27 protein-coding genes and 2 tRNA genes are annotated in these 23,891 nt (G+C 63.0%); 5 read left to right on the forward strand and 24 right to left on the reverse strand.

Going from position 1 to position 23,891, the window contains the following annotated elements; translation table 11 throughout:
• Positions 1-45: 45 nt before the first annotated feature.
• The 7 genes from ispC to rpsB form a co-directional block, all read right to left on the reverse strand.
• The gene (gene ispC, locus HFL01S_RS09015; RefSeq protein ID WP_066257568.1) at positions 46-1,233 is read right to left on the reverse strand and encodes a 1-deoxy-D-xylulose-5-phosphate reductoisomerase; all 1,188 of its coding nucleotides are present in this window, start codon (positions 1,231-1,233) and stop codon (positions 46-48) included.
• Entirely contained in the window at positions 1,230-2,072 is an 843-nt protein-coding gene (locus tag HFL01S_RS09020; RefSeq protein WP_066257570.1) for a phosphatidate cytidylyltransferase, read from the reverse strand. Before HFL01S_RS09020 ends, ispC begins: the two co-directional genes overlap by 4 nt.
• The gene (gene uppS, locus HFL01S_RS09025; RefSeq protein ID WP_066257572.1) at positions 2,065-2,832 is read right to left on the reverse strand and encodes a polyprenyl diphosphate synthase; all 768 of its coding nucleotides are present in this window, start codon (positions 2,830-2,832) and stop codon (positions 2,065-2,067) included. The genes HFL01S_RS09020 and uppS overlap by 8 nt, the downstream gene beginning before the upstream one ends.
• Before the next feature lie 46 nt (positions 2,833-2,878).
• Positions 2,879-3,439: a ribosome recycling factor gene (frr, locus tag HFL01S_RS09030; RefSeq protein ID WP_066257574.1), complete on the reverse strand. Its 561-nt coding sequence runs from the start codon at positions 3,437-3,439 to the stop codon at positions 2,879-2,881.
• 42 nt (positions 3,440-3,481) lie between these two features.
• Complete coding sequence (pyrH, locus tag HFL01S_RS09035) at positions 3,482-4,192, reverse strand: UMP kinase (protein ID WP_066257576.1); 711 nt, start codon at positions 4,190-4,192, stop codon at positions 3,482-3,484.
• A 168-nt stretch (positions 4,193-4,360) separates the two neighbouring features.
• Entirely contained in the window at positions 4,361-5,254 is an 894-nt protein-coding gene (tsf, locus tag HFL01S_RS09040) for a translation elongation factor Ts (RefSeq protein ID WP_066257577.1), read from the reverse strand.
• Positions 5,255-5,364: 110 nt separating this feature from the next.
• The gene (rpsB, locus tag HFL01S_RS09045) at positions 5,365-6,120 is read right to left on the reverse strand and encodes a 30S ribosomal protein S2 (RefSeq protein ID WP_066257578.1); all 756 of its coding nucleotides are present in this window, start codon (positions 6,118-6,120) and stop codon (positions 5,365-5,367) included.
• Between the two features lie 293 nt (positions 6,121-6,413).
• On the opposite strand from rpsB, the gene HFL01S_RS09050 reads away from it, so the two are divergent.
• On the forward strand, positions 6,414-7,634 hold the full coding sequence (locus HFL01S_RS09050; RefSeq protein WP_169802323.1) for an NAD(P)/FAD-dependent oxidoreductase: 1,221 nt from the start codon (positions 6,414-6,416) through the stop codon (positions 7,632-7,634).
• A gap of 94 nt (positions 7,635-7,728) precedes the next feature.
• Positions 7,729-9,279: a bifunctional ADP-dependent NAD(P)H-hydrate dehydratase/NAD(P)H-hydrate epimerase gene (locus HFL01S_RS09055; protein ID WP_066257582.1), complete on the forward strand. Its 1,551-nt coding sequence runs from the start codon at positions 7,729-7,731 to the stop codon at positions 9,277-9,279.
• Positions 9,280-9,288: 9 nt separating this feature from the next.
• Here HFL01S_RS09055 and HFL01S_RS09060 read toward each other — a convergent pair whose 3' ends face one another.
• Together HFL01S_RS09060 and rnr are read right to left on the reverse strand one after the other, a co-directional pair.
• Positions 9,289-9,843, reverse strand: a complete 555-nt coding sequence (locus HFL01S_RS09060) for a YggT family protein (protein WP_245644766.1) — start codon at positions 9,841-9,843, stop codon at positions 9,289-9,291.
• Positions 9,843-12,116, reverse strand: a complete 2,274-nt coding sequence (gene rnr / locus HFL01S_RS09065; RefSeq protein WP_066257587.1) for a ribonuclease R — start codon at positions 12,114-12,116, stop codon at positions 9,843-9,845. Before rnr ends, HFL01S_RS09060 begins: the two co-directional genes overlap by 1 nt.
• 49 nt (positions 12,117-12,165) lie before the next feature.
• Between rnr and HFL01S_RS09070 the strand changes: the two genes are divergently transcribed.
• Together HFL01S_RS09070 and HFL01S_RS09075 are read left to right on the forward strand one after the other, a co-directional pair.
• Positions 12,166-12,250: transfer RNA gene (locus tag HFL01S_RS09070), tRNA-Leu, on the forward strand.
• A 114-nt stretch (positions 12,251-12,364) separates the two neighbouring features.
• Positions 12,365-12,449, forward strand: a tRNA-Leu gene (locus tag HFL01S_RS09075).
• A 51-nt stretch (positions 12,450-12,500) separates the two neighbouring features.
• On the opposite strand, the gene rimO is transcribed toward HFL01S_RS09075, so the two are convergent.
• The gene (gene rimO, locus HFL01S_RS09080; RefSeq protein ID WP_066257589.1) at positions 12,501-13,886 is read right to left on the reverse strand and encodes a 30S ribosomal protein S12 methylthiotransferase RimO; all 1,386 of its coding nucleotides are present in this window, start codon (positions 13,884-13,886) and stop codon (positions 12,501-12,503) included.
• Positions 13,887-13,916: 30 nt separating this feature from the next.
• Positions 13,917-14,459 (reverse strand): polyhydroxyalkanoate synthesis repressor PhaR, encoded by a 543-nt coding sequence (gene phaR, locus HFL01S_RS09085; RefSeq protein WP_066257591.1) that lies wholly within the window; start codon positions 14,457-14,459, stop codon positions 13,917-13,919.
• 463 nt (positions 14,460-14,922) lie between these two features.
• Between phaR and HFL01S_RS09090 the strand changes: the two genes are divergently transcribed.
• Positions 14,923-15,165, forward strand: coding sequence for a hypothetical protein (locus HFL01S_RS09090; protein WP_157538816.1), 243 nt, complete (start codon positions 14,923-14,925; stop codon positions 15,163-15,165).
• 73 nt (positions 15,166-15,238) lie between these two features.
• Here HFL01S_RS09090 and HFL01S_RS09095 read toward each other — a convergent pair whose 3' ends face one another.
• The 13 genes from HFL01S_RS09095 to nifK all read right to left on the reverse strand — a co-directional run bounded on the left by HFL01S_RS09095 (position 15,239) and on the right by nifK (position 23,863).
• Positions 15,239-15,640, reverse strand: coding sequence for a nitrogen fixation protein NifQ (locus HFL01S_RS09095; protein WP_066257595.1), 402 nt, complete (start codon positions 15,638-15,640; stop codon positions 15,239-15,241).
• 10 nt (positions 15,641-15,650) lie between these two features.
• Complete coding sequence (gene fdxB / locus HFL01S_RS09100) at positions 15,651-15,956, reverse strand: ferredoxin III, nif-specific (protein ID WP_066257601.1); 306 nt, start codon at positions 15,954-15,956, stop codon at positions 15,651-15,653.
• Positions 15,957-15,970: 14 nt separating this feature from the next.
• The gene (locus HFL01S_RS09105; RefSeq protein ID WP_066257602.1) at positions 15,971-16,168 is read right to left on the reverse strand and encodes a CCE_0567 family metalloprotein; all 198 of its coding nucleotides are present in this window, start codon (positions 16,166-16,168) and stop codon (positions 15,971-15,973) included.
• Positions 16,169-16,180: 12 nt separating this feature from the next.
• Positions 16,181-16,669, reverse strand: coding sequence for a NifX-associated nitrogen fixation protein (locus tag HFL01S_RS09110; protein WP_066257605.1), 489 nt, complete (start codon positions 16,667-16,669; stop codon positions 16,181-16,183).
• The gene (nifX, locus tag HFL01S_RS09115; RefSeq protein ID WP_066257607.1) at positions 16,662-17,075 is read right to left on the reverse strand and encodes a nitrogen fixation protein NifX; all 414 of its coding nucleotides are present in this window, start codon (positions 17,073-17,075) and stop codon (positions 16,662-16,664) included. Before nifX ends, HFL01S_RS09110 begins: the two co-directional genes overlap by 8 nt.
• Positions 17,076-17,089: 14 nt before the next feature.
• A complete protein-coding gene (gene nifN, locus HFL01S_RS09120) occupies positions 17,090-18,490 on the reverse strand; it encodes a nitrogenase iron-molybdenum cofactor biosynthesis protein NifN (RefSeq protein ID WP_066257609.1) in 1,401 nt (466 codons plus the stop codon).
• A 16-nt stretch (positions 18,491-18,506) separates the two neighbouring features.
• Positions 18,507-20,000, reverse strand: a complete 1,494-nt coding sequence (gene nifE, locus HFL01S_RS09125) for a nitrogenase iron-molybdenum cofactor biosynthesis protein NifE (protein WP_066257610.1) — start codon at positions 19,998-20,000, stop codon at positions 18,507-18,509.
• Between the two features lie 136 nt (positions 20,001-20,136).
• The gene (locus HFL01S_RS09130; RefSeq protein WP_066257612.1) at positions 20,137-20,616 is read right to left on the reverse strand and encodes a ferritin-like domain-containing protein; all 480 of its coding nucleotides are present in this window, start codon (positions 20,614-20,616) and stop codon (positions 20,137-20,139) included.
• 12 nt (positions 20,617-20,628) lie between these two features.
• The gene (locus tag HFL01S_RS09135) at positions 20,629-20,985 is read right to left on the reverse strand and encodes a hypothetical protein (RefSeq protein WP_066257615.1); all 357 of its coding nucleotides are present in this window, start codon (positions 20,983-20,985) and stop codon (positions 20,629-20,631) included.
• A gap of 11 nt (positions 20,986-20,996) precedes the next feature.
• Positions 20,997-21,482 carry a hypothetical protein gene (locus HFL01S_RS09140; RefSeq protein WP_066257618.1) on the reverse strand — a complete coding sequence of 162 codons (486 nt, stop codon included), beginning with the start codon at positions 21,480-21,482 and terminating at the stop codon, positions 20,997-20,999.
• A 10-nt stretch (positions 21,483-21,492) separates the two neighbouring features.
• On the reverse strand, positions 21,493-21,810 hold the full coding sequence (locus tag HFL01S_RS09145) for a hypothetical protein (RefSeq protein WP_066257620.1): 318 nt from the start codon (positions 21,808-21,810) through the stop codon (positions 21,493-21,495).
• 2 nt (positions 21,811-21,812) lie between these two features.
• Entirely contained in the window at positions 21,813-22,130 is a 318-nt protein-coding gene (locus HFL01S_RS09150; protein ID WP_245644767.1) for a 2Fe-2S iron-sulfur cluster-binding protein, read from the reverse strand.
• Positions 22,131-22,303: 173 nt separating this feature from the next.
• Positions 22,304-23,863 carry a nitrogenase molybdenum-iron protein subunit beta gene (gene nifK / locus HFL01S_RS09155; protein ID WP_066257623.1) on the reverse strand — a complete coding sequence of 520 codons (1,560 nt, stop codon included), beginning with the start codon at positions 23,861-23,863 and terminating at the stop codon, positions 22,304-22,306.
• Positions 23,864-23,891 lie beyond the last annotated feature (28 nt).

Raw genomic sequence — 23,891 nt, forward strand, 5'->3', positions numbered from 1 at the left:
GGCAGCACACCACAGCCCGGGCCAGCATGGCCAAGCAGCACAGGCTCAGCCGCAGCAGCGATCCACGCAGGCCGAGGCCATCGCTCGCGCTTGCTCGTCCAGCGCCAGCAAAGCTTCCAGACCATTGGCATTGGAGGGCGACAGCGCCTCCAAAGTTGCACGATTGACCACGTGAATGTGGTCGAAGCGCAGCCGCCTTTCCAGGAAGGCGGCCACCGCCACCTCGTTCGCAGCGTTAAGTACCGCGGTGGTTCCAGGAGGCCCGTCAAGAGCCTCCCAAGCCAGGCGCAGGCCGGGGAACCTCAGGTCGTCGGGCTTTTCGAAGGTCAGGGCAGTCAATGCTGAAAAATCCAGCGCCTTTGCACCAGACTCCATGCGCTCAGGCCACGACAGACCGTAGGCGATTGGAACCCGCATATCGGGTGCCCCCAGCTGTGCCACCACCGAACGGTCATGGAACTGAACCATCGAATGCACCACGCTCTGAGGATGAATCACCACCTCGATCTGAGACGGTTTCACACCGAACAGATACCTTGCCTCGATGACCTCCAGCGCCTTGTTCATCATGGTGGCGGAATCGACCGAAATCTTGCGTCCCATCACCCAGTTCGGATGGGCACAGGCTTCTTCCGGCGTCACCGAATGCATGGTGGACGGATCGCGCTGTCTGAAAGGGCCGCCCGATGCAGTCAGCAAGATCTTCTCCACACGCCCGGGCCATGTAGAAGGGTCTTCGGGCAAGGACTGAAAAACCGCCGAATGCTCGCTGTCGATTGGCAGCAACCGGCCGCCCCCCTGCGCCACCGCCTCCATGAACCATTCGCCACCCACGACCAGCGATTCCTTGTTGGCCAGCAGAAGCTTCTTGCCAGCCCTTGCCGCAGCGACACTTGGTTCGAGGCCGGCAGCTCCAACGATGGCCGCCATCACGGCATGAACCTGCGGGTCGGCACTGACCTCGCAAAGGGCACGGGGGCCCGACAACACCTGAACCTTCAGACCTTCGGCTTTCACCCGGTCCGCCAGCACCCGGGCATGCTCCGGGCTGGCCATCACGGCGTACTCGGGACGATGCACCTTGCATTGCTCGAGCATGGACTCGACCTGCGTCGCTGCCGTGAGGGCAAACACCCGGAACCTCTCAGGGTGGCGGGCGATGACGTCCAGGGTGTTGGTACCGATTGATCCGGTCGACCCGAGGATGGTGATGTTCTGCGCAGACACAATCATCTCTCCAGCAGATGGGCAAACAGCATGGCTACAGGCAACACGGGCAACAAGGCATCCACCCGGTCAAGCACCCCACCATGCCCGGGCAGCAACTGGCTCGAATCCTTCATGCCCGCACCGCGCTTGACCAATGACTCCAGAAGGTCGCCCACCACACTGGCCGCGGTCAGAAGAAGGAGTGCCGGGACGACCCAGCCCGGCCCCGCCTGCCACAAACGACTGAAAAGACTGGGCGCATCCGACGGATAGCGTTGATCAAACCAAAGCCAGAACAGCGCCAGCAGGAATACTCCGAGAAGCCCGCTGAACACCCCTTCCCAGCTCTTGCCAGGACTCAGGGTCGGCGCGAGTTTGCGGCGACCGAACGTCCTTCCGCCGGCATAGGCGGCGATGTCCGCTGCCCACACAAGAGTCAAGACCGAAAGCAGGAACACCAGCCCCGTTTGCCGGGCCTGCACGAGCGCCAGCCATGCACACGCGAGAACCACAAGACCACCCGTCAACCGCAAAGTCATCGGCCACTGCTGCCAACCGACCACCCCGCGCCTCAGCATCCAGACCGACAGCAAGAGCCACAGTCCGACAGCCACCCACCAGATGGCAGGCCAAGAGCGGTCGAGCCCTCCCCACGACCAGAAGAGAAGCAACAGTCCACCCAGCCCTGCGCCGACCAGCAACGCCGCAGGCCCTGGCACGCCATTCATGCGAGCCCATTCCCAGCCAGCAGCGGAGACCATCACCACCGCCAAGGCGGCAAACGGAACAACCGAAGCATGGAACATGGCCGGCAACACCACAGCCAGGAGCGCCAGAGCGGTGATGATGCGTTGCTTAAGCATGCGAGCCGCTGGCCGCTGCCATCGGGCTGGACGGACTCACCTGCTCGGAGGTCAATCCGAAACGGCGCTCTCGCCCTGCATAGTCCTGGAAGGCCCGATCCAGTTCGGCGGCATCGAAATCCGGCCACAGACAGGGTGTAAAAAACAACTCGGAATACGCGCACTGCCAGAGCAGGAAGTTGCTGATGCGCATCTCACCACCGGTGCGGATCAGCAGGTCTGGATCGCCCACGTGGGCCAGCGCGGTTGTTTGACACAACCCCGCTTCCGTGATGTCCCTGCCTTGGGCCAACAGCTGCTTCGCTGCGTTCACGATGTCCCAGCGGCCGCCATAGTTGAAGCACACATTGAGCACCATGCGCTCGTTGTGGGCAGTCGTTTGCTCTGCCTTGCGAAGGCCTTGCAGAAGGCGCGGAGACAGTCCAGAGGAGTCACCAGGGAAATGGAGCCTCACTCCATTCTTGTCGAGCTTGGGCACTTCACGTGAGAGAGCCAGCACCAAGAGATCCATCAGTCCAGAAACCTCTTCAGGGGGACGGTTCCAGTTCTCGGACGAGAAAGCGAACACCGTCAGCACTTGGACCTGGCGCTCAAGGCAAGCCCTGACTGTCCGGCGCAGCGCATCCACCCCTTGCTTGTGCCCCGCCACTCTGGGCAAAAGGCGCTTCTTTGCCCAGCGGCCGTTGCCATCCATGACGATGGCCACATGCCGCGGCACGCCTATGGCATTCGGCGCGCCGGTCAGGGGAATTGAAGACATCGGCAAGCGAACCTGGTGTGGGAAAGAGAACGAAAGCGGGGACGAATCAGACTGCCAGGATGTCCTGCTCCTTGGATGCGACGATCCGGTCAATCTCCCCAATCATCCGGTCGGTCAGCTTCTGGATGTCATCCTGGGCACGGCGCTCGTCGTCTTCCGACACCAGTTTGTCCTTCAGCAATTTCTTGACATGCTCGTTGGCATCACGGCGCAGGTTGCGGACAGCCACTTTCGCAGCCTCGCCCTCGCCTTTGACAACTTTGGTCAGTTCCTTGCGGCGCTCTTCCGTCATAGGTGGCATCGGCACGCGGATCAGGTCGCCCTGACTGGCCGGATTCAAGCCCAGATCCGACTCACGGATGGCCTTCTCGATCTTGGCGCCCATACCCTTCTCCCAGGGAGCCACCCCGATGGTTCGGGCATCCAGCAGGGTCAGGTTGGCCACCTGCGACAACGGCACCATGGAGCCGTAGTAGTCGACATGCACGGTATCCAGGATCTGCGGGTTGGGACGACCAGTGCGCACCTTGGAAAGGCTGCCTTTCAGCGCCTCCAGCGACTGGTTCATTTTGTGTTCGGCGTTCTGACGGATCTCGGCGATGCTCATGAATGCTCCTATGGAAGACAGGTTCTCTGTACCAAGCGTCGGTCAGACGTGGACGAGTGTTCCTTCGTCCCCGCCCAGCACCACATTGCGCAGTGCCCCGGGCTTGAAAATTGAAAACACCTTGACTGGCAGCTTCTGGTCTCGACAGAGGGCAAAGGCCGTCGCATCCATCACCTGAAGGTTTTTTGCCATGGCCTCGTCAAACGTCAACGACGCATAGCGGGTGGCCTTGGGGTCCTTGTTGGGATCGGCGGTGTACACACCATCAACCTTGGTGGCCTTGAGCACGATTTCCGCACCGATCTCGGCACCGCGCAAGGCCGCGGCGGTATCGGTCGTGAAAAACGGGTTTCCAGTGCCTGCGGCAAAGACCACCACCTTGCCTTCTTCGAGGTACTGCAGCGCCTTGGGCCGAACGTACGGCTCCACCACCTGCTCGATGGCGATCGCCGACATCACACGAGCCACCAACCCAGCCTTGTCCATGGTGTCCGCCAGCGCCAGCGAGTTCATCACCGTGGCAAGCATGCCCATGTAATCGGCCGTGGCCCGATCCATTCCGACAGATCCACCAGCCACACCGCGGAAGATGTTCCCCCCCCCGATCACGATGGCCACCTGCACACCCAGACGGGTCACTTCGGCAATCTCCTCGACCATGCGGACAATGGTTGCACGGTTGATGCCAAACGCATCGTCGCCCATCAGGGCTTCACCGGAGAGTTTCAGAAGAATGCGCTGGTAGGACGGCATGGGGAATTCCTGTGTGTCGGTTCTTGTTGTGTGTGCAACCGGCAAGTGTAGCGAGGAGCCGTGGGCGATTCGAGGCTCAGCGCCACCGGAGACCGGAAAATTCGGCTACCAGATATGACAACGGGCCTTGCGGCCCGTTGTCATGATCGGCAGGGTACTGCGACGGGTTCAGGCACCTTTGGCCGCTGCAACTTGGGCGGCGACCTCCGCAGCGAAATCATCAACCTTCTTCTCGATGCCTTCACCCACCACATACAGGGTAAAGCCCTTGACAGCGGTGTTTGCGGTCTTCAGGTACGCACCAACAGTCTGCTTGCCGTCGGCTGCCTTCACGAAAACCTGGTCGAAGAGCGAGACTTCCTTGAGGTACTTCTGAACCGAGCCCTCTACCATCTTGGCGGCGATGTCGGCGGGCTTGCCGGATTCGGCCGCCTTCGCAGCAGCCACAGAGCGCTCGCGTTCGATCAGATCGGCCGGCACATCGGCTGAGGTCAGCGAAACCGGCTTCATGGCGGCCACGTGCATGGCGACATCCTTGGCAGCGGTGGCGTCACCTTCAAACTCAACCACCACACCGATGCGGGTGCCGTGCAGGTAGGAAGCCAGCTGACCACCGTTGGCCCAGCGCTTGAAACGGCGGAAAGACATGTTTTCGCCGATCTTGCCAATCAGACCCTTGCGCACCTCCTCCAGTGTGGGTCCGAAGCCATCCTGCTCGTAGGCCAGCGCCCCCAGCGCATCGATGTCGGCGGGGTTGTGCTCAGCCACCAGCTTGGCGGCAGCGCTGGCCAAGGCCAGGAAACTGTCGTTCTTGGTCACGAAGTCTGTTTCACAGTTGACTTCAATCAGAGCGCCGGTGTTGCCATTGATGGCAGCGGCGACCACGCCTTCGGCGGTCACGCGGCTGGCGGCCTTGCCAGCCTTGGTACCCAACTTGACGCGCAGCAGCTCCTCAGCCTTGGCCATGTCGCCATCGGCTTCGGTCAAAGCCTTCTTGCACTCCATCATGGGTGCATCGGTCTTGGCACGCAGTTCTGCGACCATGCTTGCGGTAATTGCCATTTCAGTTCTCCGTTGTACGGGCCCGCCGAGCGGACCCACACTGTTCATTGATCGGTTTTGCTTATGAAAAAGGGGCTACTGGAGCCCCTCGTTCGCACAGGCTGCGAGACTCAGGCAGCAGCGTCTTCCTTGACTTCCACGAACTCGTCACCGCCCTCGGCAGAGACGGCCTTGACCACCTCGTTCACTGCGTTGGCACGACCTTCGAGGATGGCGTCGGCGATGCCGCGGGCATACAGAGCCACAGCACGGGCCGAGTCATCGTTGCCGGGGATCACGTAGTCGATGCCGACGGGCGAGTGGTTGGTGTCCACCACACCGACCAGCGGGATGCCCAGCTTCTGCGCTTCGGAAACAGCGATCTTGTGGAAGCCCACGTCGATGATGAAGATGGCATCAGGCAACGCGGTCATATCCTGGATGCCGCCGATGTCCTTTTCCAGCTTTTCCATTTCGCGAGCGAACATGAGCTGCTCTTTCTTACTCATGCTGTCCAGGCCCGCCTCTTTCTGGGCCTGCATGTCCTTCAGACGCTTGATCGAAGTCTTGACCGTCTTGAAGTTGGTCAGCATGCCGCCCAGCCAGCGCTGGTCAACAAAGGGCACGCCAGCGCGACGGGCTTCCTGAGCGACGATGTCGCGCGAAGTGCGCTTGGTGCCCACCATCAGGATGGTGCCGCGATTGGCGGAGAGCTGCTTCACGAACTTGGCAGCTTCTTCGAACATCGGCAACGTCTTTTCGAGGTTGACGATGTGAATCTTGTTGCGACGGCCGAAGATGAACGGGGCCATCTTGGGGTTCCAGAAGCGGGTTTGGTGGCCGAAGTGGACACCGGCTTCCAGCATTTCGCGCATGGAGATCGACATGATGTATTCCAGAGGTTGGGTCTAAAATCCAGCCCCGATTGCTTCGTCTCCGACCACACAAGGCCTTGAAACAGCGAAGCAACACCTGGTTGGGCTGGCTTGGGATTTGCTTGGCACCAGCGCTCCAGAAATGGAACACCAGCAGCAAAGCCTGTCGATTATAGCAGCACCACTTCTGGCGCATGTCGACCGTCGACCCTACCGCCTTACCCGACTCCTCGCCCCTGAATATTCATGCACCGTGTTGATCGCTCCTGCCCGCCCTCCTTCCGCCACTTCTGCGGGAGCTGCGATTGAAGCTGGCCGTGCTGGGTGCAGGCGTGGTCGGAGTCACCACGGCCTTCGAACTGGCCCAGGACGGGCACTCGGTCACCGTTTTTGAACGGCGCCAGACGGCGGCAGAAGAAGCCAGCTTCTCCCCGGGCGGCTTGCTCGCGCCAGAATGGACGGCCGCGTGCGCCGCCCTGGCGTGGGAACAGGCAAACGAGCGCCAACACTCTTGGTGGTCGAAGCTGTTAGGCAAACGGTCGCCGATTGCCCACAATCCAGGCCCGGCCCTTCTGGCCATGGCCTGCCACTCGCTGGAACGACTCTCGCAGCTGTCAGAACGGTTGATGCCGTCCTTCGGAGAACAGCAGGGCCTGATGACCGTGTGGAAGGATCCTTCAGGACACCCGGTGGCGGCCCGATTGCAAAACCTCCTCGCGGACTTCGGCAGCAAGTCGCATCTGACCGATGCGGAACAGGCCAGACACCTTGAGGCGGCACTGAACCCCGACACCACGCTCGCAGGTTCGCTCGTCGTTCCCGAAACGTGGTCTGCGAACTGCCGCCAGTTCGTTTTGCAACTCAAGTCCCATGCCCAGCAGGCAGGCTGCCGCTTTCGGTTCGCCACCGAGGTTCTGGGCGTTCAGCAAACGCCTGGCCAGCGTGGCGTCCGTGTGCTGTGCAGCCAACAAGAGGCTCACAGCGAGCTGTTCGATGGCGTTGTGCTGTGCACGGGTCAAGCGACGCTCGGGCTCTTGAAACCATACGGACTGGCCCTTTCGTTGGAAACCCGGGTTGCGCATGCGGTGTCAGGACTCATCCGTGAGCCCCTGGATGCGCCCTCGGCGACAGTCCACGACCTCCAGCAGGGCATCACGATCGCCCGCACGGGACAGTGGGTTCGTGCAGTTGGACCAGCCCTCCAGGCTTCGCGACTGCCAAGGGCCGAAGCCGCGTTCAAACCGCTGTACGACTCTCTCAGCAACTGGTTTCCAGGGGCACTTAGGACGGGCGTCTCGGGTGCCGTGCAGGAGTGGAGTGGCACAGTGACAACTACGCCCGACGCCCTGCCGTTGCTCGGACCCACCAGCGTACCGGACATCTGGATCAACGCGGGACACGGCATGCACGGCTGGCTGTTGGCGTGCGGCTGCGCCAAGGTACTTGCGGACCAGTTGTCTGGCCGACCACCCGAAATCGACATCACACCATTCCTGGCGCAAAGAAGCCTGCCCGCGGTTGCTTGACGGACTTGCCGTGCCGCCCCACCATGGGCCCAACGCACCGCCAAGGAGCCCGGAAACACGCCATGCAGACGCCCCGCTTCATCAACGAACAACCATGACTCAAGTGCGGCGCATCGGGATCTTCTGCAACGAGCCCCTGCACGACAGCGCAGCCACGCATTTGCTGGAACGCACGATGACGGCGTCCCTGCCGGCACATGAACTGATGGCCCGTGCAGGAAGAAGTGTGGCTGACCTTGCCATGGCCCTGACCCCCCACGCCCGTCGAATCTGGATCGCCTGCGGTCCGGGCAACAATGGAGGGGATGGTCTGGTGGCAGCCCGCCAACTGTTTCTTCACGCCAAAGGCCGCCATGGCCGACCGGAAGTGGTCGCCACGCTCACCGGCGACCCAGGTCGACTGCCACCGGATGCCGCTCACGCCCTGAGCCAGGCACTGGAAAGCGGCATGTCGCTGGCACCTTCGCCGCCGCATGACTTTGACCTTGCCATTGATGCCCTGCTGGGCATCGGAACAGTTCGCCGTCCCTCTGGAGAAATGGCGAGCTACCTGAGCCACATGCACCGATCCAGCGCCACGGTGCTGAGTGTCGATGTGCCCAGCGGTCTCCTGGCCGACACTGGAGAGTACCTGGGGCCCGCTGCGGCGGTGCCGAATGCCCCCCGGCACACGCTGTCTCTGCTGACCCTCAAGCCTGGCCTGTTCACCGCCGCAGGTCGCGATCAGACGGGAACAGTCTGGCTGGACACCCTGAGAGCAACCGCCATCGACGACCCGACACCGACCGCGATTCTTCACGGCGCAACCATGGCGCGTCCGAGCCGCGCGCATGCAGCGCACAAGGGAAGCAATGGAGACGTGGTCGTGGTCGGCGGTCAGGGTGTCGCACCCTCCGGAGCGGGCATGACCGGAGCAGCCATCCTCGCCGCACGGGCGGCACTTCACGCTGGCGCAGGCCGGGTCTATGTCGGGCTTCTTACCCATGAGGCGCAGCCCACCTCCTGGGATCCGCAATGTCCCGAGCTCATGTTCAGACGAACAGACACCCTGCTCGCCGATGAGGCACTGCTGCAACAGGCCACCGTGGTGTGTGGCTGTGGTGGCGGCCAGGCGATTGCCGGACACCTCCCCCGCATCCTGTCCTCTTGCCCGTCCCTGGTCCTGGATGCAGACGCACTGAACGCCATTGCCGGAGATGAAACGCTGCGCCGACTGGTGGCCGAGCGCCATGGGCGGAACTGGGTCACTGCGGTCACCCCCCACCCGCTTGAAGCAGCGCGCCTGCTGGCGACCACCACAGCGTCGGTCATGAAGGACCGCCTCGGCGCTGCTCGCATGCTCAGCGAACAGCTGAATGTGATCGCTGTGCTCAAAGGATCGGGAACGGTGATTCATGCGCCCGGCGAAACACCACGAATCAACGCCAGCGGCAATCCTGCGCTGTCCACCGCGGGCACAGGTGACGTCCTGGCCGGCTGGATGGGAGCCTCACTGGCGAACTCCACCAGCCGATCAGCGCCTCCGTATGAGGCGGTCTTTGAGGCCGTGTCCGGTCATGGCAGGATGGCAGACCATTGGGTGGCGGACAACGACCAGACGCTCACGGCCAGCCGCCTGGCCAAGAGCATCCGAGGAGCGCGCTGAACTGGCGCATCACCCCAGCAGGATCAGACCGATCTGCAACAGGACGATGAGCACCAGGACGGACAAGTCCACCCCACCGATCTGCGGCACCACCCTCCGGATGGGGCGCAGCAGCGGTGAGCAAAGCCGGTCCAGCGTACCCATCACCGGCGCCCCTGGCTGTACCCAAGAAAGCACCGCGTACATCAGCAACAGGAAGATGAGCCCCTGAAGCAGCACCCGGACTAGCAAATAAAACGCCAAACCCGGAATGGCAACCAAAGGCCCGGCCACACCGACGGATGAAGGCGCCAGTGCCGCACCGAGCATCAGACGCAAACCGCCATAGGCAATAGCCAGCAGCACCGCGGCCAGCAGGCTGCCCCAGTCGATCGGACTCTGGGCCATAGAGCGCGGCAGAATTTTGCGCACCGGCCCCACCAGCCAATGAGTGAGCGCCATGGCGAACCGTCCGGGCTGAGCCGACATGTTGATCCGAAGATGATTCATCCAGGCCCGCAGGAGCGCCGCTGCGATGAGCAGAAAAAAAACCGTCTCCAAAACGAAAAAAAGAGCGGCGACCATCAGCGACGCCCCTTCCGCGTCTTGCCCGAACCGCCACGTGCGGCACCTCTGGTCTCCTTGCGGCCAACGCCCTTGGAAGTTGCCCCCTTGCTGGACCCGGAGGATCCACGAGACGCCTCCTTGCCCTGCGCCCGTTCGTCACGCTCGCGCAGACGCCTTCCCCCGCCTTGATCCGACGCGCCCTCTCCGCCAGTCTTGTCGCGCATGGCCCGCAGCACGGCATCGTCGTTGCCCGACACAAGCCGGAAGTCGATGCGGCGCCCGTCCAGGTCGACCCGGCTCACCTGAACCTGCACTCTGGACCCCAGGGCGTACCGGATGCCGGTGCGCTCGCCCCGGAGCTCCTGCCGTGCCTCGTCGAAGCGGAAGTACTCTCCGCCCAGTTCGGTGATGTGCACCAGCCCTTCCACATACATCGCATCGAGCGTCACGAACAGTCCGAAGCTGGTGACCGAGGTCACGACGCCACTGAACTCCTCACCCAGATGCTCGCGCATGTACTTGCACTTGAGCCACGCCTCCACATCACGACTGGCTTCATCGGCACGTCGCTCGTTGGCACTGCAGTGCAAGCCGGCGGCTTGCCAGGCCAGCAGATCGGCCGAGGGCTTCTTCACTGGCTCGCCAGCCACAGGTGGGCGGGCTCGGCTGGCCAGGCGCTTGCTCAGCTTGGCGTGTGCTTCCCCAGGCGTTGGCAAGGCGGGCAACTGATATTTCTGCTTGGTCAGGATGGCCTTGATGACCCGGTGGACCAGCAGATCGGGGTAGCGCCGGATCGGACTGGTGAAGTGGGTATAGGCATCGAACGCGAGACCGAAATGCCCCTGATTCATCGGCGTATAGATCGCCTGCGACATGGAGCGCAGCAGCATGCTGTGGATCTGCTGGGCCTCCGGCCGATCCTTGGTCGCCTCGGCGATCTGCTGGAACTCGGACGGGTGGGGGTTGTCGCTGATGGACTGCGAAACACCCATGGCCTTGAGGTAGTTGCGCAAGGTCTCCTGCTTCTCGGGCGTCGGTCCTTCATGCACACGGAACAGGCCTGCGTGCTTGCTCTGACCAATGAAGTCGGCGGAACACACATTGGCCGCCAGCATGGATTCTTCGATCAGCTTGTGGGCGTCGTTGCGGGTGCGCGGCACGATCCTCTCGATGCGGCCGGACTCATCGCACACGATCTGCGTTTCCACCGTCTCGAAGTCGACCGCCCCCCGCTTGTTGCGGGCCGCGACCAGCGCCCGGTACACGTCATGCAGATTCAGCAGGTGCGGAACCAGTGCCTTGCGGTTCTGCGCCTCGGGGCCCCGCGTGTTCTGCAGGATCGCAGCCACTTCGGTGTAGGTGAAGCGCGCATGGCTGTGCATCACTGCCGGATAGAACTGGTAGGCATGCACCTCGCCCTTGGCATTGACCAGCATGTCACAGACCATGCACAGGCGGTCCACATCAGGGTTCAGAGAACACAGTCCGTTGGAAAGCTTCTCCGGCAGCATCGGGATCACCCGACGAGGGAAATAGACCGAGGTGGCCCGGTCGTACGCGTCAACGTCGATCGGCGCGCCGGTCTTCACATAGTTACTCACATCGGCAATGGCCACCAGCAGACGCCAACCCCTGCCCCGCCCCACCTTGGCTGGCTCGCAGTACACCGCATCGTCAAAGTCCCGCGCATCTTCGCCGTCGATGGTCACAAGGGCCACATCGCGCAGATCGACCCGATGCTTCAGGTCTGCCGACCGGACCTTGTCGGGCAGTGCCCGGGCCTCTGCAAGTGCCGAGTCCGAGAACTCGTGAGGCACACCGTACTTGCGCACCGCGATCTCGATCTCCATCCCGGGGTCATCGATCTCGCCAAGCACCTCCTTGACACGGCCGACAGGCTGTCCATACAGGGCCGGAGGCTCGGTCAGTTCGACCACCACCACCTGCCCGGTCTTGGCCGACCCGGTGGCCCCCTTGGGAATCAGGACGTCCTGGCCATAGCGCTTGTCCTCCGGGGCGACAAGCCACACGCCACTCTCTTGCAGCAGGCGACCAATGATGGGCGCAGCTGGGCGTTCGATGATCTCGGTGACGCGCCCCTCAGGACGCCCCTTGCGATCCAGCCGCACGATGCGGGCCTTCACCCGGTCCTTGTGCAGCACCGCCCTCATTTCGTTGGAAGGAAGATAGATGTCGGGCTGTCCGTCATCACGGATCACAAAGCCATGTCCGTCACGATGACCGGAGACGACACCTTCGAATTCGGCCAGAAGATTGTTTTTTTCGTTCAAGATTATGAGTTCTGTTTTTTTACTGCTATACTAGCTGTCTTCCTGAGATGCCCAGGTGGCGGAATTGGTAGACGCACTAGTTTCAGGTACTAGCGCCGAGAGGCGTGGAGGTTCGAGTCCTCTCTTGGGCACCAATCATAAGGGCTTGCAAACGAAGAGTTTGCAAGCCCTTTTCTTTTTTATCTGGACCGCAAACAGTACAGCCAAAACGCGCTGAGCCGCAGGCTATAATGCGTGCTTCCTGAGATGCCCAGGAGGCGGAATTGGTAGACGCACTAGTTTCAGGTACTAGCGCTGAGAGGCGTGGAGGTTCGAGTCCTCTCTTGGGCACCAAACACAAGGGCTTGCAAACAGTTCGTTTGCAAGCCCTTTCTATTTCCCGCATCAAATCGGCTGAGCCACGAGGTCGTGACCGTCCGCTGCAACGATGCGCGCGCGAGTGAACTCCCCCACCTTGAGCGTCTTGCTGATCTTCTCTGGTGGCAGCAGTCGCACCACCCCGTCAATCTCCGGTGCATCCGCGTAACTGCGGCCGACACCACCCTTCTTACCCAAGCCGGGCGCCGAATCCACCAGCACCTGCATGGTCGCGCCCACACGGGAGCGCAGTTTGTCAGCGGACACCGCCTCCGCGACCTCCATGAAGCGCGCGCGGCGCTCTTCCCGCACCGCATCCGCAACAGGATCGGAAAGTGCGTTGGCTGCGGCCCCCTCCACCGGCGAGTACGCGAAGCAACCCGCTCGATCAATGCGCGCTTCGACCAGGAAGTCGAGCAGATGCTGAAACTCAGCCTCCGTCTCCCCGGGAAATCCTGCGATGAAGGTGCTGCGCACCACGATCTCAGGGCAGATCTCGCGCCAGCGGGCAATACGTTCCAGATTTCTTTCCCCACTGGCGGGGCGCCTCATCCGCTTGAGCACATCGGGATGGCTGTGCTGCAACGGCACATCCAGATACGGCAGGATCAGCCCCTCGGCCATAAGCGGAATCACGTCGTCTACGTGGGGATATGGGTACACGTAGTGCAGACGCACCCATGCGCCAAATCCTCTTGCAAGCTCGCCAAGCGTGCGAACCAGATCGAGCATCTTGGTTTTCACTGGCTTGCCATCCCAGAAACCAGTCCGGTACTGCACATCGACACCATAAGCCGATGTGTCCTGACTGACCACCAACAGTTCCTTGACTCCGGCCTCAAACAATTTGCGCGCTTCTGTCAGCACATCACCCACCGGGCGACTGACCAGATCACCTCGCATCGACGGAATGATGCAGAAGGTACAGCGGTGGTTGCAGCCTTCGCTGATCTTCAGGTAGGCGTAGTGGCGCGGTGTGAGTTTGATGCCTTGGGGTGGCACCAGATCAACAAACGGATCGTGCGGCTTGGGAAGGTGCCTGTGCACTGCCTCCATCACCTCATGAGTGGCGTGAGGGCCGGTCACCGCCAGCACGCTCGGGTGCATCTGCTGCACCAGGTTGCCACCTCCGTCACCTTCGCGCGCCCCCAGGCAGCCAGTGACGATGACCTTGCCGTTCTCAGCCAAGGCCTCCCCGATGGTGTCCAGGCTCTCCTTGACGGCATCGTCGATGAAGCCACAGGTGTTGACGATGACGATGTCGGCACCGGCAAAGGTCTTGGACGTCTGGTAGCCCTCAGCGCTGAGTTGCGTGAGGATCAGCTCGGAGTCCGTGAGGGCCTTGGGGCAACCCAGGCTCACGAACCCCACTTTGGGCGCCGAAGCGCCGATGGAAACAGGGGATTCACTCATCCCCGGATTGTCTCAGACCGGCCGACCGGGTCAGCGCTTGAGGCCAAAAGCGGCCAGCATCTGCTCGCTGTTCTTCTGCATCTGCTCCTGCATCTGCGTGAACGCGCTGCGAGACTGCTCCAGATACGTCCCCATCATGCCCTGCATCATGGGAGACTGGACATTCATGAACTGCTTCCAGACCTCTGGATTGAGGCCCTTGGACTGTTCTGCCATTTTGGCTTGCAGGTCCATGAATATCTGGACGTTCTTTTCCAGATAGGCGCCCATGAAGTCCTGCATGGCATGTCCGTAAAAACGGATGATGTTGGCGAGCACCTGCTCGGTGAAGATCGGCACGCCAGCTGTTTCCTCTTCCAGGATGATCTGCAGCAGGATGCTGCGGGTCAGATCCTCGTTGGTCTTGGCATCGCGCACCACAAAATGCTCGTTGTCCATCACCAGAGACTTGACCTCTGCAAGCGTGATGTATGACGACGTATCGGTGTCGTAGAGGCGTCGATTGGGGTATTTTTTGATGACCCGCACCGCCTCCGGAGAGGAGCCATGGGCATCGGCCTTGCTTTTTTGCACTACAGGACCTTCACGTGAAGACGGAGAGCCTCCGCACTATGGAGACTGCTGTTGCGCCGGATTCTAGGAAGTCCCCCCTGTGCTGCCAGATGGGTTTTCCCTGTGCGCATCGCAGATGATGCCATGCTGGAAGGCTGTCGGACAAAGAAAAAGGGCCTGACGAAATGTCCGGCCCTTGTCGTTTCAGAGATGTTTGGTAGGCGCGATTGGACTCGAACCAACGCCCCCCACCATGTCAAGGTGGGAAACAAGGACTCTCTGGGACGTCCTAGGACACAGGTGTATCTATGAAAACGCCCTTGCTTTGTTCCAGGAAGTTCGCTCAAGCACGGGAAGGGTTTTCGTACTTTTTCCGTACTTGATCTGTACACAAATGTCACCTTGGGGGACTTGGACCTTTTGCTCAAGCAGCTGGAGGCCGTGATGCCACTGGCTCCAGACAGCCAAACAGGTCGACCGCAGCGTGGCGGAGGTGACCCAGCGCGCGAAAGAGACTCAGATTCAGGTGATGCAGGAAACTGCGCAGGAGCTGTTCAAAAAGGAGTTTCACCCGCTGGTGAATCAGGTGATCGCTCGGCTGGAACACCTCGCGCGACTGGCCCAGCCACGCCCCAACCCCTGGATGCCGCGGCTGACGCACGGCGCGGCGTTCGTGACTGGCGCCGCGCTGACCTGGCTGGTCGTGGTGATGATCTGGGTCAGATGAAGGTTGCTGTTGCAAAGCAGGTAGGCCGACCCGTCTCCAAGGCTATCCGACTTCAAACACGCGTTCTACGGGTTCAGTTCAGTTCCTGTCCATAGCAAGTCACGTAATCGGAACAGTCATTGCAGGTCGGCGACTTGCAGATCAGGATGTCCTCCTTCATGCACAGCTGCCGGTACAGGAACTTCTTCCAGCGCATGTTCCCGCTGTTGAGCTCGACCAGCGCAGGGAACCAGCGACGCATCAGTGTCGTCAGCGCCTCGCGAGACGGCAGCCCCAGGTCCTGCCAGAGGTGCCCGTCGCCCAAGCTGGCGCAAGCGATCAGCCACGCCAGGTGGTAGCGGTCGGCCTTGCTGCCAACTGAAACATCCGCATGTTCCAGCAGCAAGGCCATCAGGTCATCGATCTCGTCGTTGCGCAAGCGCATGCGCGCTTCGAGCCCGGACCAGTCCAGGCGGGGAGCAACCGGGGCCAGCATGATGTGCTCCTCAGGCGTTGGCCGGCGCGTGCGTGTAGCACTTCTTGGGGCAGATGCGCGAGCAGGCGGTGCAGCCGATGCACAGCTCCTGGTGCGCGATCGTCATGACCTTCTTTTCGTATTCGTCGTCGTCATCGCCGTCGAGATCAACGCTGATGCGCTCGCCCTCGTCGGTCAGACCGACCAGCTCCAGCACGCCGCGCGGGCAGACCTTGAAACAGCGGCCGCAGCCGATGCACTTCTCTTCGTCCAGCGACGCGACAAAGGTCGGCGTCCAGGTCGCGCCGCTGGGCATGGTGACGGAAAATGCGCTCATGGTGGTGCTCCGGATCAGGCGGCCGCTGCCGCTGCTTTCCGCGCTTCTATCAGCGCGGCGTGGGTGTCGTGGCAGCGCTGCGCGACCGAGAGGATGTTTTCCCAGTTGGTGGGCAGTTCTTCGGACAGGTCGTGCAGGTCCATCTTGGCCTGCGTGGCCTGGGCGTTGAGCTTCTTCAGGCGCAGCTTGAGTTCGTCGGCGGTCTCGCTCATGGGGTTCTCCGTTCAGGCGCCGTAGTTCGCGACGTCGGGGTAGGTGCGGATCATGGTCACGGCTTCGGTCAGGAACTTGCCGCCGGCGTCGGCCAGCTTGGCCAGGGAGGGGAAGCCGAAGCGGTGCACGTCGCGCAGCTGCTTGTTGACCACCACCAGGCGGCCGGCGATCAGCACCATGCGTCCGAAACCTTCGTGGCTCATCTTCATCATGGGCGAGACCATCTGGCCGGTCTCGCGCTCGATCGCCACGGCGATGGCGTTGTAGAAGATCTCCAGGTGCCACAGGGTCTCGGGGTCCGGGTCGCCCATGATGGGAATGGCGCGCCGCTCCTCGGGCGTGAGGATGAAGGGCTTGAGGATCTTCAGATCGCTCTTGCCTTCCCACTGGCCGTGGGTGTCCTGCGCGCGCATCTGCTTGACCAGCTGCTGCACGAAGGGGGTGGCCAGCATGGCCTCGTCGCTGGGGGCGTCGGTCTCGGGGGTGGCGGTTTCAGCCATGGGTCACCTCGTCGTCTTCAAAGTCAAAGGAAGGGGCGGCGTCGCGCTGAAGCGCCTTGCGCAGCCAGGGGGGCGGTGTGCCTTGCAGCACCACCTGCAGCTTTTCCAGGATCTCGGCGATCGGCTTGGGCTGCGGCACCTTGATCGGGTGGATCTTGGATGCGACCACGCGCGCCGCGCCGGAGCCACCGATGGCGGCCACGTACAGGATCGCGCAGTCGTGGATCGCATCGAGCTTGGGCGCGAGCTTGTCCTCGTCACCGTCTTCCTGCAGCTTGTCGCCGAAGTCGAAGCTCTGCACAAACGCATAACCCTCGGGCGACATCTCGTAGACCAGAATGTGCTTGGCCCAGCCGAAGTGCGCGTTGACGCTCTCCTTGTCCTGGGTGGCGAAGGCGATCTTCATGGTGGACTCCTGGGTCAGGCACTGGCCTCGGCCAATGGGTTGGGGGGTGTCGCTTGGGTCGGGCCACTGCGTGCCATGGCGGCGCGGCGCGCTTCAGGCGTGAGCGGCCAGTCTTCCGCGTGGTGGTGCGGAATCTGTTCGATCATGAGGTTGGCGATCTCGAAAATCAGGGCCATGGTCCCGCGGTAGCCGACCTGCACGCGGTGCGCGTTGCCGACGCGGTCGAACACCGGAAAGCCCATGCGCAGCAGCGGCTTGCCCAGGTGCTGCGCGGCCTGTCGACCGTGGGCGTGGGTGACGATCAGGTTGCAGTCTTTCGCGCCGAGCTCCAGATCCTCCAGGTCACCGAGCAACACCTTTTCGGCCGGCAGCAGCGCGTGCGAGGCGGATTGCGTGGTGCTGATGCAGCAACTCAGTTCGGCGCCCATCTCGTGCAGCAGCGCGCCGATGGCCAGCAGCAGGTCGGGCTCGGCGCCGATGGCCACGGTCATGCCACCGGTGTAGAAGTGGCCGTCGAGCATGGCGTCCAGCAGCTGGCTGCGCTGGCGACGGTACTTGGCTGGCACGGGTCGGCCGCTGTGCTGAGACAGCCGCATCAGGAACCGGTCGTTGGCCTCAATGCCGGTCAGGCGCTCGAAAATCTCGAACGGCGCACCACTGATCGCCTGCAGCGCCTCGGCACCTTCGCGGGTCTGCTCGCCAATACCGAGGGTCCAGGACGAGGCGCCGGCGGCGCGGATCTCTTCGAGCGTCGTACCACCCAGCGTGGTGCCGCGCCAATCGGGCGGAATGTGGCCGTCCAGCGAGCCCGAGATGTCGGGCAGCACGATGGCTTTCAGGCCGAAGGATTCGATGATCTCGCGCAGTTCGTCGATGTCGCCGGGCGAGAGGTGGCTGCCCGGCAGCAGCGTGACCTGGTCCTTCGCGGTGGGCAGCGGCTTGACCAGCGACTTCACGATGCCGGTGATCGCATGCTTGAACCCGTCTTCGAAAGCGCCGACGTAGTCGGGCGTCGAGACATAGATGATTTCGGTGTCGGCCAGCTCGGGGTGCTTCTGCCGGGCGAGCGCGAGGAAGCCGTTGACGTCATCTCCCTTGGTCTCGGTCAGGCCGGTCGAGCAGATCGCGATCAGCTTCGGGGCTGCGCGCTTGCGGATGTTCAACAGCGCCGCCTCGATGTTCTCGTAGCCACCCATGATGGTGGTGACCTCGTTCATCGCCGTGGTCTGCAGCGGAATCGCTTCCTTGAAATGCCGCACCAGCAGCACCAGACCAAAAGACGTGCAGCCCTGCGAGCCGTGCATCACCGGCATGCAGCTGTCCAGCCCGAGAAAAGCCAGGCTCGCGCCCAGCGGCTGGCTCATCTTGAGCGGGTTGACGGTGCAGGCTTTCCTGGATTCGACGACGCTGGCCATGGTGTGCTCCGTGTGCTCAGACCGGGACTTCTTCGGGCTCGAGGCCCATGGCGTGTGCCGCGACCGCGCTCAGGTGTGCGGTGGAGCCACCGGACCCGACCATCGGCAGCGTTTCGCCGTCGTCGCCCCAGGGCGCGGCGATGCGCACGCGCTGCCAGACCGGGTTGGACAGCGCGCGGTCGATCTGGTGCACCAGTTCGACCATGCCTTCGTAGCCGGCGTAGGCGTGGTGGCGCTCCTGGTTGATGTCCAGCCAGGGCATGCGAGCCTTGAGCGCCACGAACTGCGAGCGGCCGCCGCTGAGCATGATGTCGGCGCGCGCGTCCTTGAGCATCGCGTACATCTCGCGCGGCGTCATGTCGTCGATCATGTGGGCGTCGGCGCCCTCGCCCATGATCTCCTTGATCTTTTCCTTGTCTTCCTTGGTGCTCTTCTTGACGCTGGTGCCGACGATTTCCATGCCGCCTTCCTGCAGCGCCGCCACCACCGACCACGACTTCACGCCGCCGGTGATCAGCAGCACGCGCTTGCCGGCCAGGCGCGCCTTGTACTCGGCGATGCGCTTGTAGGCGCGCGCCTCTTCGACCTCGATCAGGCGCTCGGTGCGATCCATCAGCTCGGCGTCCGCGCCTTGCTTCACCAGCAGCTTCGCGATCTGGCGCAGCGTCTCGCTCATGTCGCTGATGCCGTAGAACGAGCCTTCGAAATACGGAATTCCCCAGCGCTGCTCCATCTTGGTCGCGATGTTGATCATCGACTTGGAGCAGACCATCATGTTGGCCTTGGCGCGGTGGGCCGAGGCGATTTCGCGGTACTTGCCGTCGCCACTGATGCACGAGAGGATGCGGATGCCCAGCGCGTCCAGCAGCGGCTTGATCTGCCAGAGCTCGCCGACCAGGTTGTACTCGCCGATGATGTTGATGTCGTACGGCGTCGTGAACTCGGGTTCGACCGTGCCGATCACGTAATCGAGGATGGCTTCGGCGCCCAGCTTGTTGCCCAGGTTCTTGGGACCGGCAAAGCCCGGCGCATTGACCGGGATCACCGGCTTGCCGAACTTCTCGGCGGCGCGCTGGCACACCGCTTCGATGTCGTCGCCGGTCAGCGCGGTGACGCAGGTCTGGTAGACGAAGACCGCGGGCGGATCGTACTTCTCGATGATTTCGCGGATCGACTTGAACAGGCGCTTTTCGCCGCCGTAGATCACGTCGAGTTCGCTGATGTCGGTGGTGAAACCGGTGCGGTAGATCTGTGAGTGCGAGGACGCGCTGTGGCGGTTGTCCCAGCTGTTGCCCTCGCAGGCGATCGGTCCGTGCACCAGGTGGGCCACATCAGCCACCGGCTGCAGCGCGATCTTGGCCCCATCGAAGGCGCAACCACCGGCCGCTGCGCCGGGAGAGAGCTGCTTGGTGCAGCCCTTCTTGCGTTCCTTCTCGCTCTTGCCCTGGTTGATGTCGCAGCCGGGCTCCTCGAACACTTCAGCGATCTTGGCCTTCAGCGATACCGACATGGCGAGCTCCTGTCAACGTGGGTGCAGGACTCTTTGCAGGTTTGATGCCAGGTGTTTTGGGCCGGTTTTGGCCGGATTCAGGGGGTGCTGTGAAGGGTTTGAAGCAATCGCGACGGGTGGTTTGCGACAGAACCCGTCACAGGTCGGTCGGGAGCGGTTTTCCCTCGCGGTGCAGCTCGATCCAGCGCTTGAGCTCCGCGACGTGCCCTGCCTCCTCTTCCGAGAACTCCTTCGCAAACGCGCGGATTTCGGGGTCGGAGGTGGTGTTCATGACGTCGCTGTAGTAGTCCAGCCCGGCCTGCTCGGCCTCTAGCGCGACCTCCAGCGCCTGTTCGCGCCCCAGCAGCGGGTCGGCGGCCCAGATCGCCGCCGCTTCGGGGCTTTCGATGTCGGGCCAGCAGAACTCGGCCGCGCCCATGTCGGGCAACTGGCGAAAGCCCGCGCGCTCGCGGGCATCGGCCAGGTGCAACAGCGAGTAGTCGGCCAGCTGGCGGAACAGGCGCCCCACCTCCTTGTTGCCCTGCGCGTGCATGGCGTCGGCGAGCTGTCCGAAACGCAGCGCCGCCTCCTGCTCGATCTGGATGGCGTGGGCCAGGAATTCTTCGACGGTGTCCATGGTGTGCTTTCTTCAGTAGTCGATACCGAACCACAGCGGTTCGCGCTTGCGCAGGTCGGCGATCAGTTCCAGCGTGGCCGGCACCAGCGCGCGCACGCCGTACCAGACCGCCTCGCGGCGCGGCTGCCCACCCGATGCCAGCAGGTGGTGCAGCTGCCCCCAGCCTTGCCAGTCCACCCGGTGCAGGCGATGGTGCAGCCCGGGCGCCAGGTGGGCCAGGGTCTGCGACATCACCAGCAGCTGCGACTCGACCACGTGCAGCGTCGCCTCGCTGGCAAACAGCTCATCTTCGCTCTGCATCTCTGCCAGCAGCTTGAGGACCGTCTCGCCCGCGATCCGCACGATGTCGCACTGCATGCGGTGCAGCATGGGCGTTCCCCCTACAGGTTGTCGGCCAGCACTTCGAGCGCCAGCAGTTGCTGGTGCAGCGCGTGGCGCGCGCGCCAGCGTTCGGGTGCGCCCAGCCACGCATCGCCGTCCTCAGTGGCCAGCACCGCCTCCTGGTCGCTCCAGTAGATGCGGCATTCGCCGGGCCGCGCTGTCAGGGCCGCCAGCAAAGCGGCGCGCTCATCCACCGGCTCGGGGCTGAGCACGCCGCGCCCCAGCAGGTGGTCGGCGCGGTAGAGCGTCGTGTCCCAGCCGAACTGGTCACCGAGGTCGCAGACCGAGGGAAACGCAGCGCGAGCGTCAGCGTCCACACTCTCGTGTCCCAGCGCATCCAGCAGCGCGCGCGGTGTCACCTCGTCGTGGATTTCCCAGGCCTCCAGCGGATCGCGTGCCGCCACCTTGCGGGCCAGGTCGCCCAGGTGGTAAGCGAACCAGGCCACAGGTTCTCCCGACGGCGGACACTCGATCACGTAGATCATGGTGGCGCGCTCATTCCACGCCTTCGGCCACGGCCTTGGCCCACAGGACACGCCGCAGGCGCTGCGAGATGGCGGTCGGGCTGGTGTCGAGTTCACGCTGCTCGGCCGTCATCGCCCCCTGGGCGATCGCAGCCTCCTCGTGGGTCAGCGGCAGGCGGCCGGCCATGTGCGTTGCGCCGGGCACCGCCGCCAGGATGGCCTGCCGGTTGGGGTGCTCGAACAGCGGCACCAGCGTGTCGGCTTCCTTGAGACCCGCCAGACATACCCAGCCGTCGATCACCTCGACCGAACGGCCGTCCTGCGTGGTCTTGACCAGCGTGCCCGCCATGGTCAGAACTCCACCAGGATGTCTTCGCTGCGCACGACGAACTGACACGCCAGGCGCCAGGGCGGCGGCAGGTCCTTCGTCTCGGCGTCCTCGATCTGCTTCGGCGTGATCTTGCCGGCAAAACGCAGCACGGTCTTTTCCTTCTCAGTCAGCGCGACGCCGATCGGCGCCTTGTCCGACAACACCGTCACCTTGAGCTGACAGGAACCGCACTCTCCGTTCTCGCACTCGAAATCCAGCGGCACGTTGTTCGCCTTCGCCACCGCCAGCAAAGTCCGCGTATCGCCCGCCACCGCATAGACCGTCAGGTCCTTCTTCATGCGCGGCGAACTGAATGTCACATTGGCCATAAGAGCCTCACTGAATGAAATGACCGGAGGCCGCAGCGACCCTGGCGAGCGTGGGGAAGCCCAACCAAGGCCGCCGCGGAACCGGCTTTGCCGGGCCGCCAGCGGCGCCCCCTGGGGGGTGACGCGAAGCGGCGCGGGGGGGGTCAACGAATAATGTCGTACGAATAGTCCGTCTTGCCCGGCACGATGGTGTTCGCATCCAGGGTCTCGAAGAACTCGTCCAGCAGGTTCACCAGCACGCGCATGCCGCCTTCGTAACCCCAGGTCGGGAAGCGGTGGTAGTGGTGGCGATCGAAGATCGGGAACACCATGCGCACCAGCGGCGTGCCGGTGTCGCGCTCCAGGTACTTGCCGTAGGTGTTGCCGATCAGGAAGTCCACCGGCTCCGTGAACAGCAGCGAGCGCATGTGCCACAGGTCGCGCTTGGGGTAAACCTTGCAGCCGGCGCCGTAGGGCGAGCTGTCGAACAGCTTCTGCACCTTGGCGGCCCAGGTTTCGGTGCCGTTGGTGGCCAGCACGTGTGCAGGCTCGGCGCCCAGCTCCAGCAGGAACTGCGCGTAACCGATCATCTGGTCCGGGTCACCGTACAGCGCGTAGCGCTTGCCGTGCAGGTGGGCCTGGCTGTCGGCCATGGCATCCACCAGCAGACCGCGCTCGAGCTCCAGCTCGGCCGGGATCGGCTTGCCGGTCAGGCGGCTGATGGCCATCAGAAACTCGTCGGTACCGGCCACGCCCACCGGGGCGTTGAGCACCACCACTTCCTGGCCCTTCTCGGTGATGTACTTGCTGGTCTTCTCGCAGCAGTACTCCTGGAACACGATGGTGGCCTTGGCGTGCAGGCCTGCGACCACCTCTTCCTTGGTGGTGCCGCCTTCGTACATGCGGAACTCGCCGTCGGTCGGGGTGCTCCACGAGCCCGAGGGGTCGCACAGCACGTTCACCTTGACGCCGAAAAGGCTGAAGATGCGGCGCATTTCCTTCATGTTGCCGACGACGAACCCGTCGAAGCCGGCGATGAAGTTGATGCTGTCGTCGGGCACGCGCTCCAGCTTCTCGGTGGTGCCGGCCTTGCCGTCCCAGAAGTGCTGCAGCACGCCCAGCAGCGCGTTGTCGTAGCCGGTGATGTGGCTGCCGACGAAGGCCGGGGTGTGGGCGAACGGCACGTCGAACTCGGCGGGCACGCTGCCCTTTTCCTTGGACGTCTTGATGAAGGCGTTCAGGTCGTCACCGATCACCTCGGCCATGCAGGTCGTGCTGACCGCGATCATGTCGGGCTTGTACAGGTTGTAGGCGTTGGCCAGGCCGTCGACCATGTTGTTCAGGCCACCGAACACCGCCGCGTCTTCCGTCATCGAGGAGCTGACGCAGGAGGTCGGTTCCTTGAAGTGGCGGGAGAAGTGCGAGCGGTAGTAGGCGACGCAGCCCTGCGAACCGTGCACGAAACTCAGGGTCTTGTGGAACCCGTTGGCGACGTAGACGGCGCCCAGCGGCTGACAGGCCTTGGCGGGGTTGACGGTCAGGGCTTCGCGGGCGAAGTTTTTCGCCTTGTAGTCCTCGGTCTTGGTCCATTCGATGATCTGACCGACCTTTTCGTCGCTGTGGTTGTATTCGAACTGTTCCTTCTTGTTCTTGAACAGTTCCTGGTACTCGGGCTCACGGAACAGCAGTTCGTGGTCGAGGATCTTGTCGGCTGATTGGGGCATGACGCTCTCCTTGGCAAGTCGGGGTGGT

This window comes from Hydrogenophaga flava NBRC 102514 (genome assembly GCF_001571145.1).
In the GTDB taxonomy this organism is placed as follows: domain Bacteria; phylum Pseudomonadota; class Gammaproteobacteria; order Burkholderiales; family Burkholderiaceae_C; genus Hydrogenophaga; species Hydrogenophaga flava.

What these genes read in the sequence shown, in the direction of transcription:
- HFL01S_RS09145 (WP_066257620.1), bottom strand. Translation starts at nt 21,810, where the DNA reads ATGGCGGGCACGCTGGTCAAGACCACGCAGGACGGCCGTTCGGTCGAG.
- HFL01S_RS09020 (WP_066257570.1), bottom strand. Translation starts at nt 2,072, where the DNA reads ATGCTTAAGCAACGCATCATCACCGCTCTGGCGCTCCTGGCTGTGGTG.
- rimO (WP_066257589.1), bottom strand. Translation starts at nt 13,886, where the DNA reads ATGAGTGAATCCCCTGTTTCCATCGGCGCTTCGGCGCCCAAAGTGGGG.
- ispC (WP_066257568.1), bottom strand. Translation starts at nt 1,233, where the DNA reads ATGATTGTGTCTGCGCAGAACATCACCATCCTCGGGTCGACCGGATCA.
- HFL01S_RS09135 (WP_066257615.1), bottom strand. Translation starts at nt 20,985, where the DNA reads ATGCTGCACCGCATGCAGTGCGACATCGTGCGGATCGCGGGCGAGACG.
- nifK (WP_066257623.1), bottom strand. Translation starts at nt 23,863, where the DNA reads ATGCCCCAATCAGCCGACAAGATCCTCGACCACGAACTGCTGTTCCGT.
- HFL01S_RS09140 (WP_066257618.1), bottom strand. Translation starts at nt 21,482, where the DNA reads ATGATCTACGTGATCGAGTGTCCGCCGTCGGGAGAACCTGTGGCCTGG.
- HFL01S_RS09105 (WP_066257602.1), bottom strand. Translation starts at nt 16,168, where the DNA reads ATGAGCGAGACCGCCGACGAACTCAAGCTGCGCCTGAAGAAGCTCAAC.
- HFL01S_RS09060 (WP_245644766.1), bottom strand. Translation starts at nt 9,843, where the DNA reads ATGGTCGCCGCTCTTTTTTTCGTTTTGGAGACGGTTTTTTTTCTGCTC.
- pyrH (WP_066257576.1), bottom strand. Translation starts at nt 4,192, where the DNA reads ATGCCGTCCTACCAGCGCATTCTTCTGAAACTCTCCGGTGAAGCCCTG.
- HFL01S_RS09095 (WP_066257595.1), bottom strand. Translation starts at nt 15,640, where the DNA reads ATGCTGGCCCCGGTTGCTCCCCGCCTGGACTGGTCCGGGCTCGAAGCG.
- HFL01S_RS09130 (WP_066257612.1), bottom strand. Translation starts at nt 20,616, where the DNA reads ATGGACACCGTCGAAGAATTCCTGGCCCACGCCATCCAGATCGAGCAG.
- HFL01S_RS09150 (WP_245644767.1), bottom strand. Translation starts at nt 22,130, where the DNA reads ATGAAGAAGGACCTGACGGTCTATGCGGTGGCGGGCGATACGCGGACT.
- fdxB (WP_066257601.1), bottom strand. Translation starts at nt 15,956, where the DNA reads ATGAGCGCATTTTCCGTCACCATGCCCAGCGGCGCGACCTGGACGCCG.
- uppS (WP_066257572.1), bottom strand. Translation starts at nt 2,832, where the DNA reads ATGTCTTCAATTCCCCTGACCGGCGCGCCGAATGCCATAGGCGTGCCG.
- HFL01S_RS09110 (WP_066257605.1), bottom strand. Translation starts at nt 16,669, where the DNA reads ATGGCTGAAACCGCCACCCCCGAGACCGACGCCCCCAGCGACGAGGCC.
- frr (WP_066257574.1), bottom strand. Translation starts at nt 3,439, where the DNA reads ATGAGCATCGCCGAGATCCGTCAGAACGCCGAACACAAAATGAACCAG.
- rpsB (WP_066257578.1), bottom strand. Translation starts at nt 6,120, where the DNA reads ATGTCGATCTCCATGCGCGAAATGCTGGAAGCCGGTGTCCACTTCGGC.
- nifX (WP_066257607.1), bottom strand. Translation starts at nt 17,075, where the DNA reads ATGAAGATCGCCTTCGCCACCCAGGACAAGGAGAGCGTCAACGCGCAC.
- nifN (WP_066257609.1), bottom strand. Translation starts at nt 18,490, where the DNA reads ATGGCCAGCGTCGTCGAATCCAGGAAAGCCTGCACCGTCAACCCGCTC.
- HFL01S_RS09055 (WP_066257582.1), top strand. Translation starts at nt 7,729, where the DNA reads ATGACTCAAGTGCGGCGCATCGGGATCTTCTGCAACGAGCCCCTGCAC.
- nifE (WP_066257610.1), bottom strand. Translation starts at nt 20,000, where the DNA reads ATGTCGGTATCGCTGAAGGCCAAGATCGCTGAAGTGTTCGAGGAGCCC.
- tsf (WP_066257577.1), bottom strand. Translation starts at nt 5,254, where the DNA reads ATGGCAATTACCGCAAGCATGGTCGCAGAACTGCGTGCCAAGACCGAT.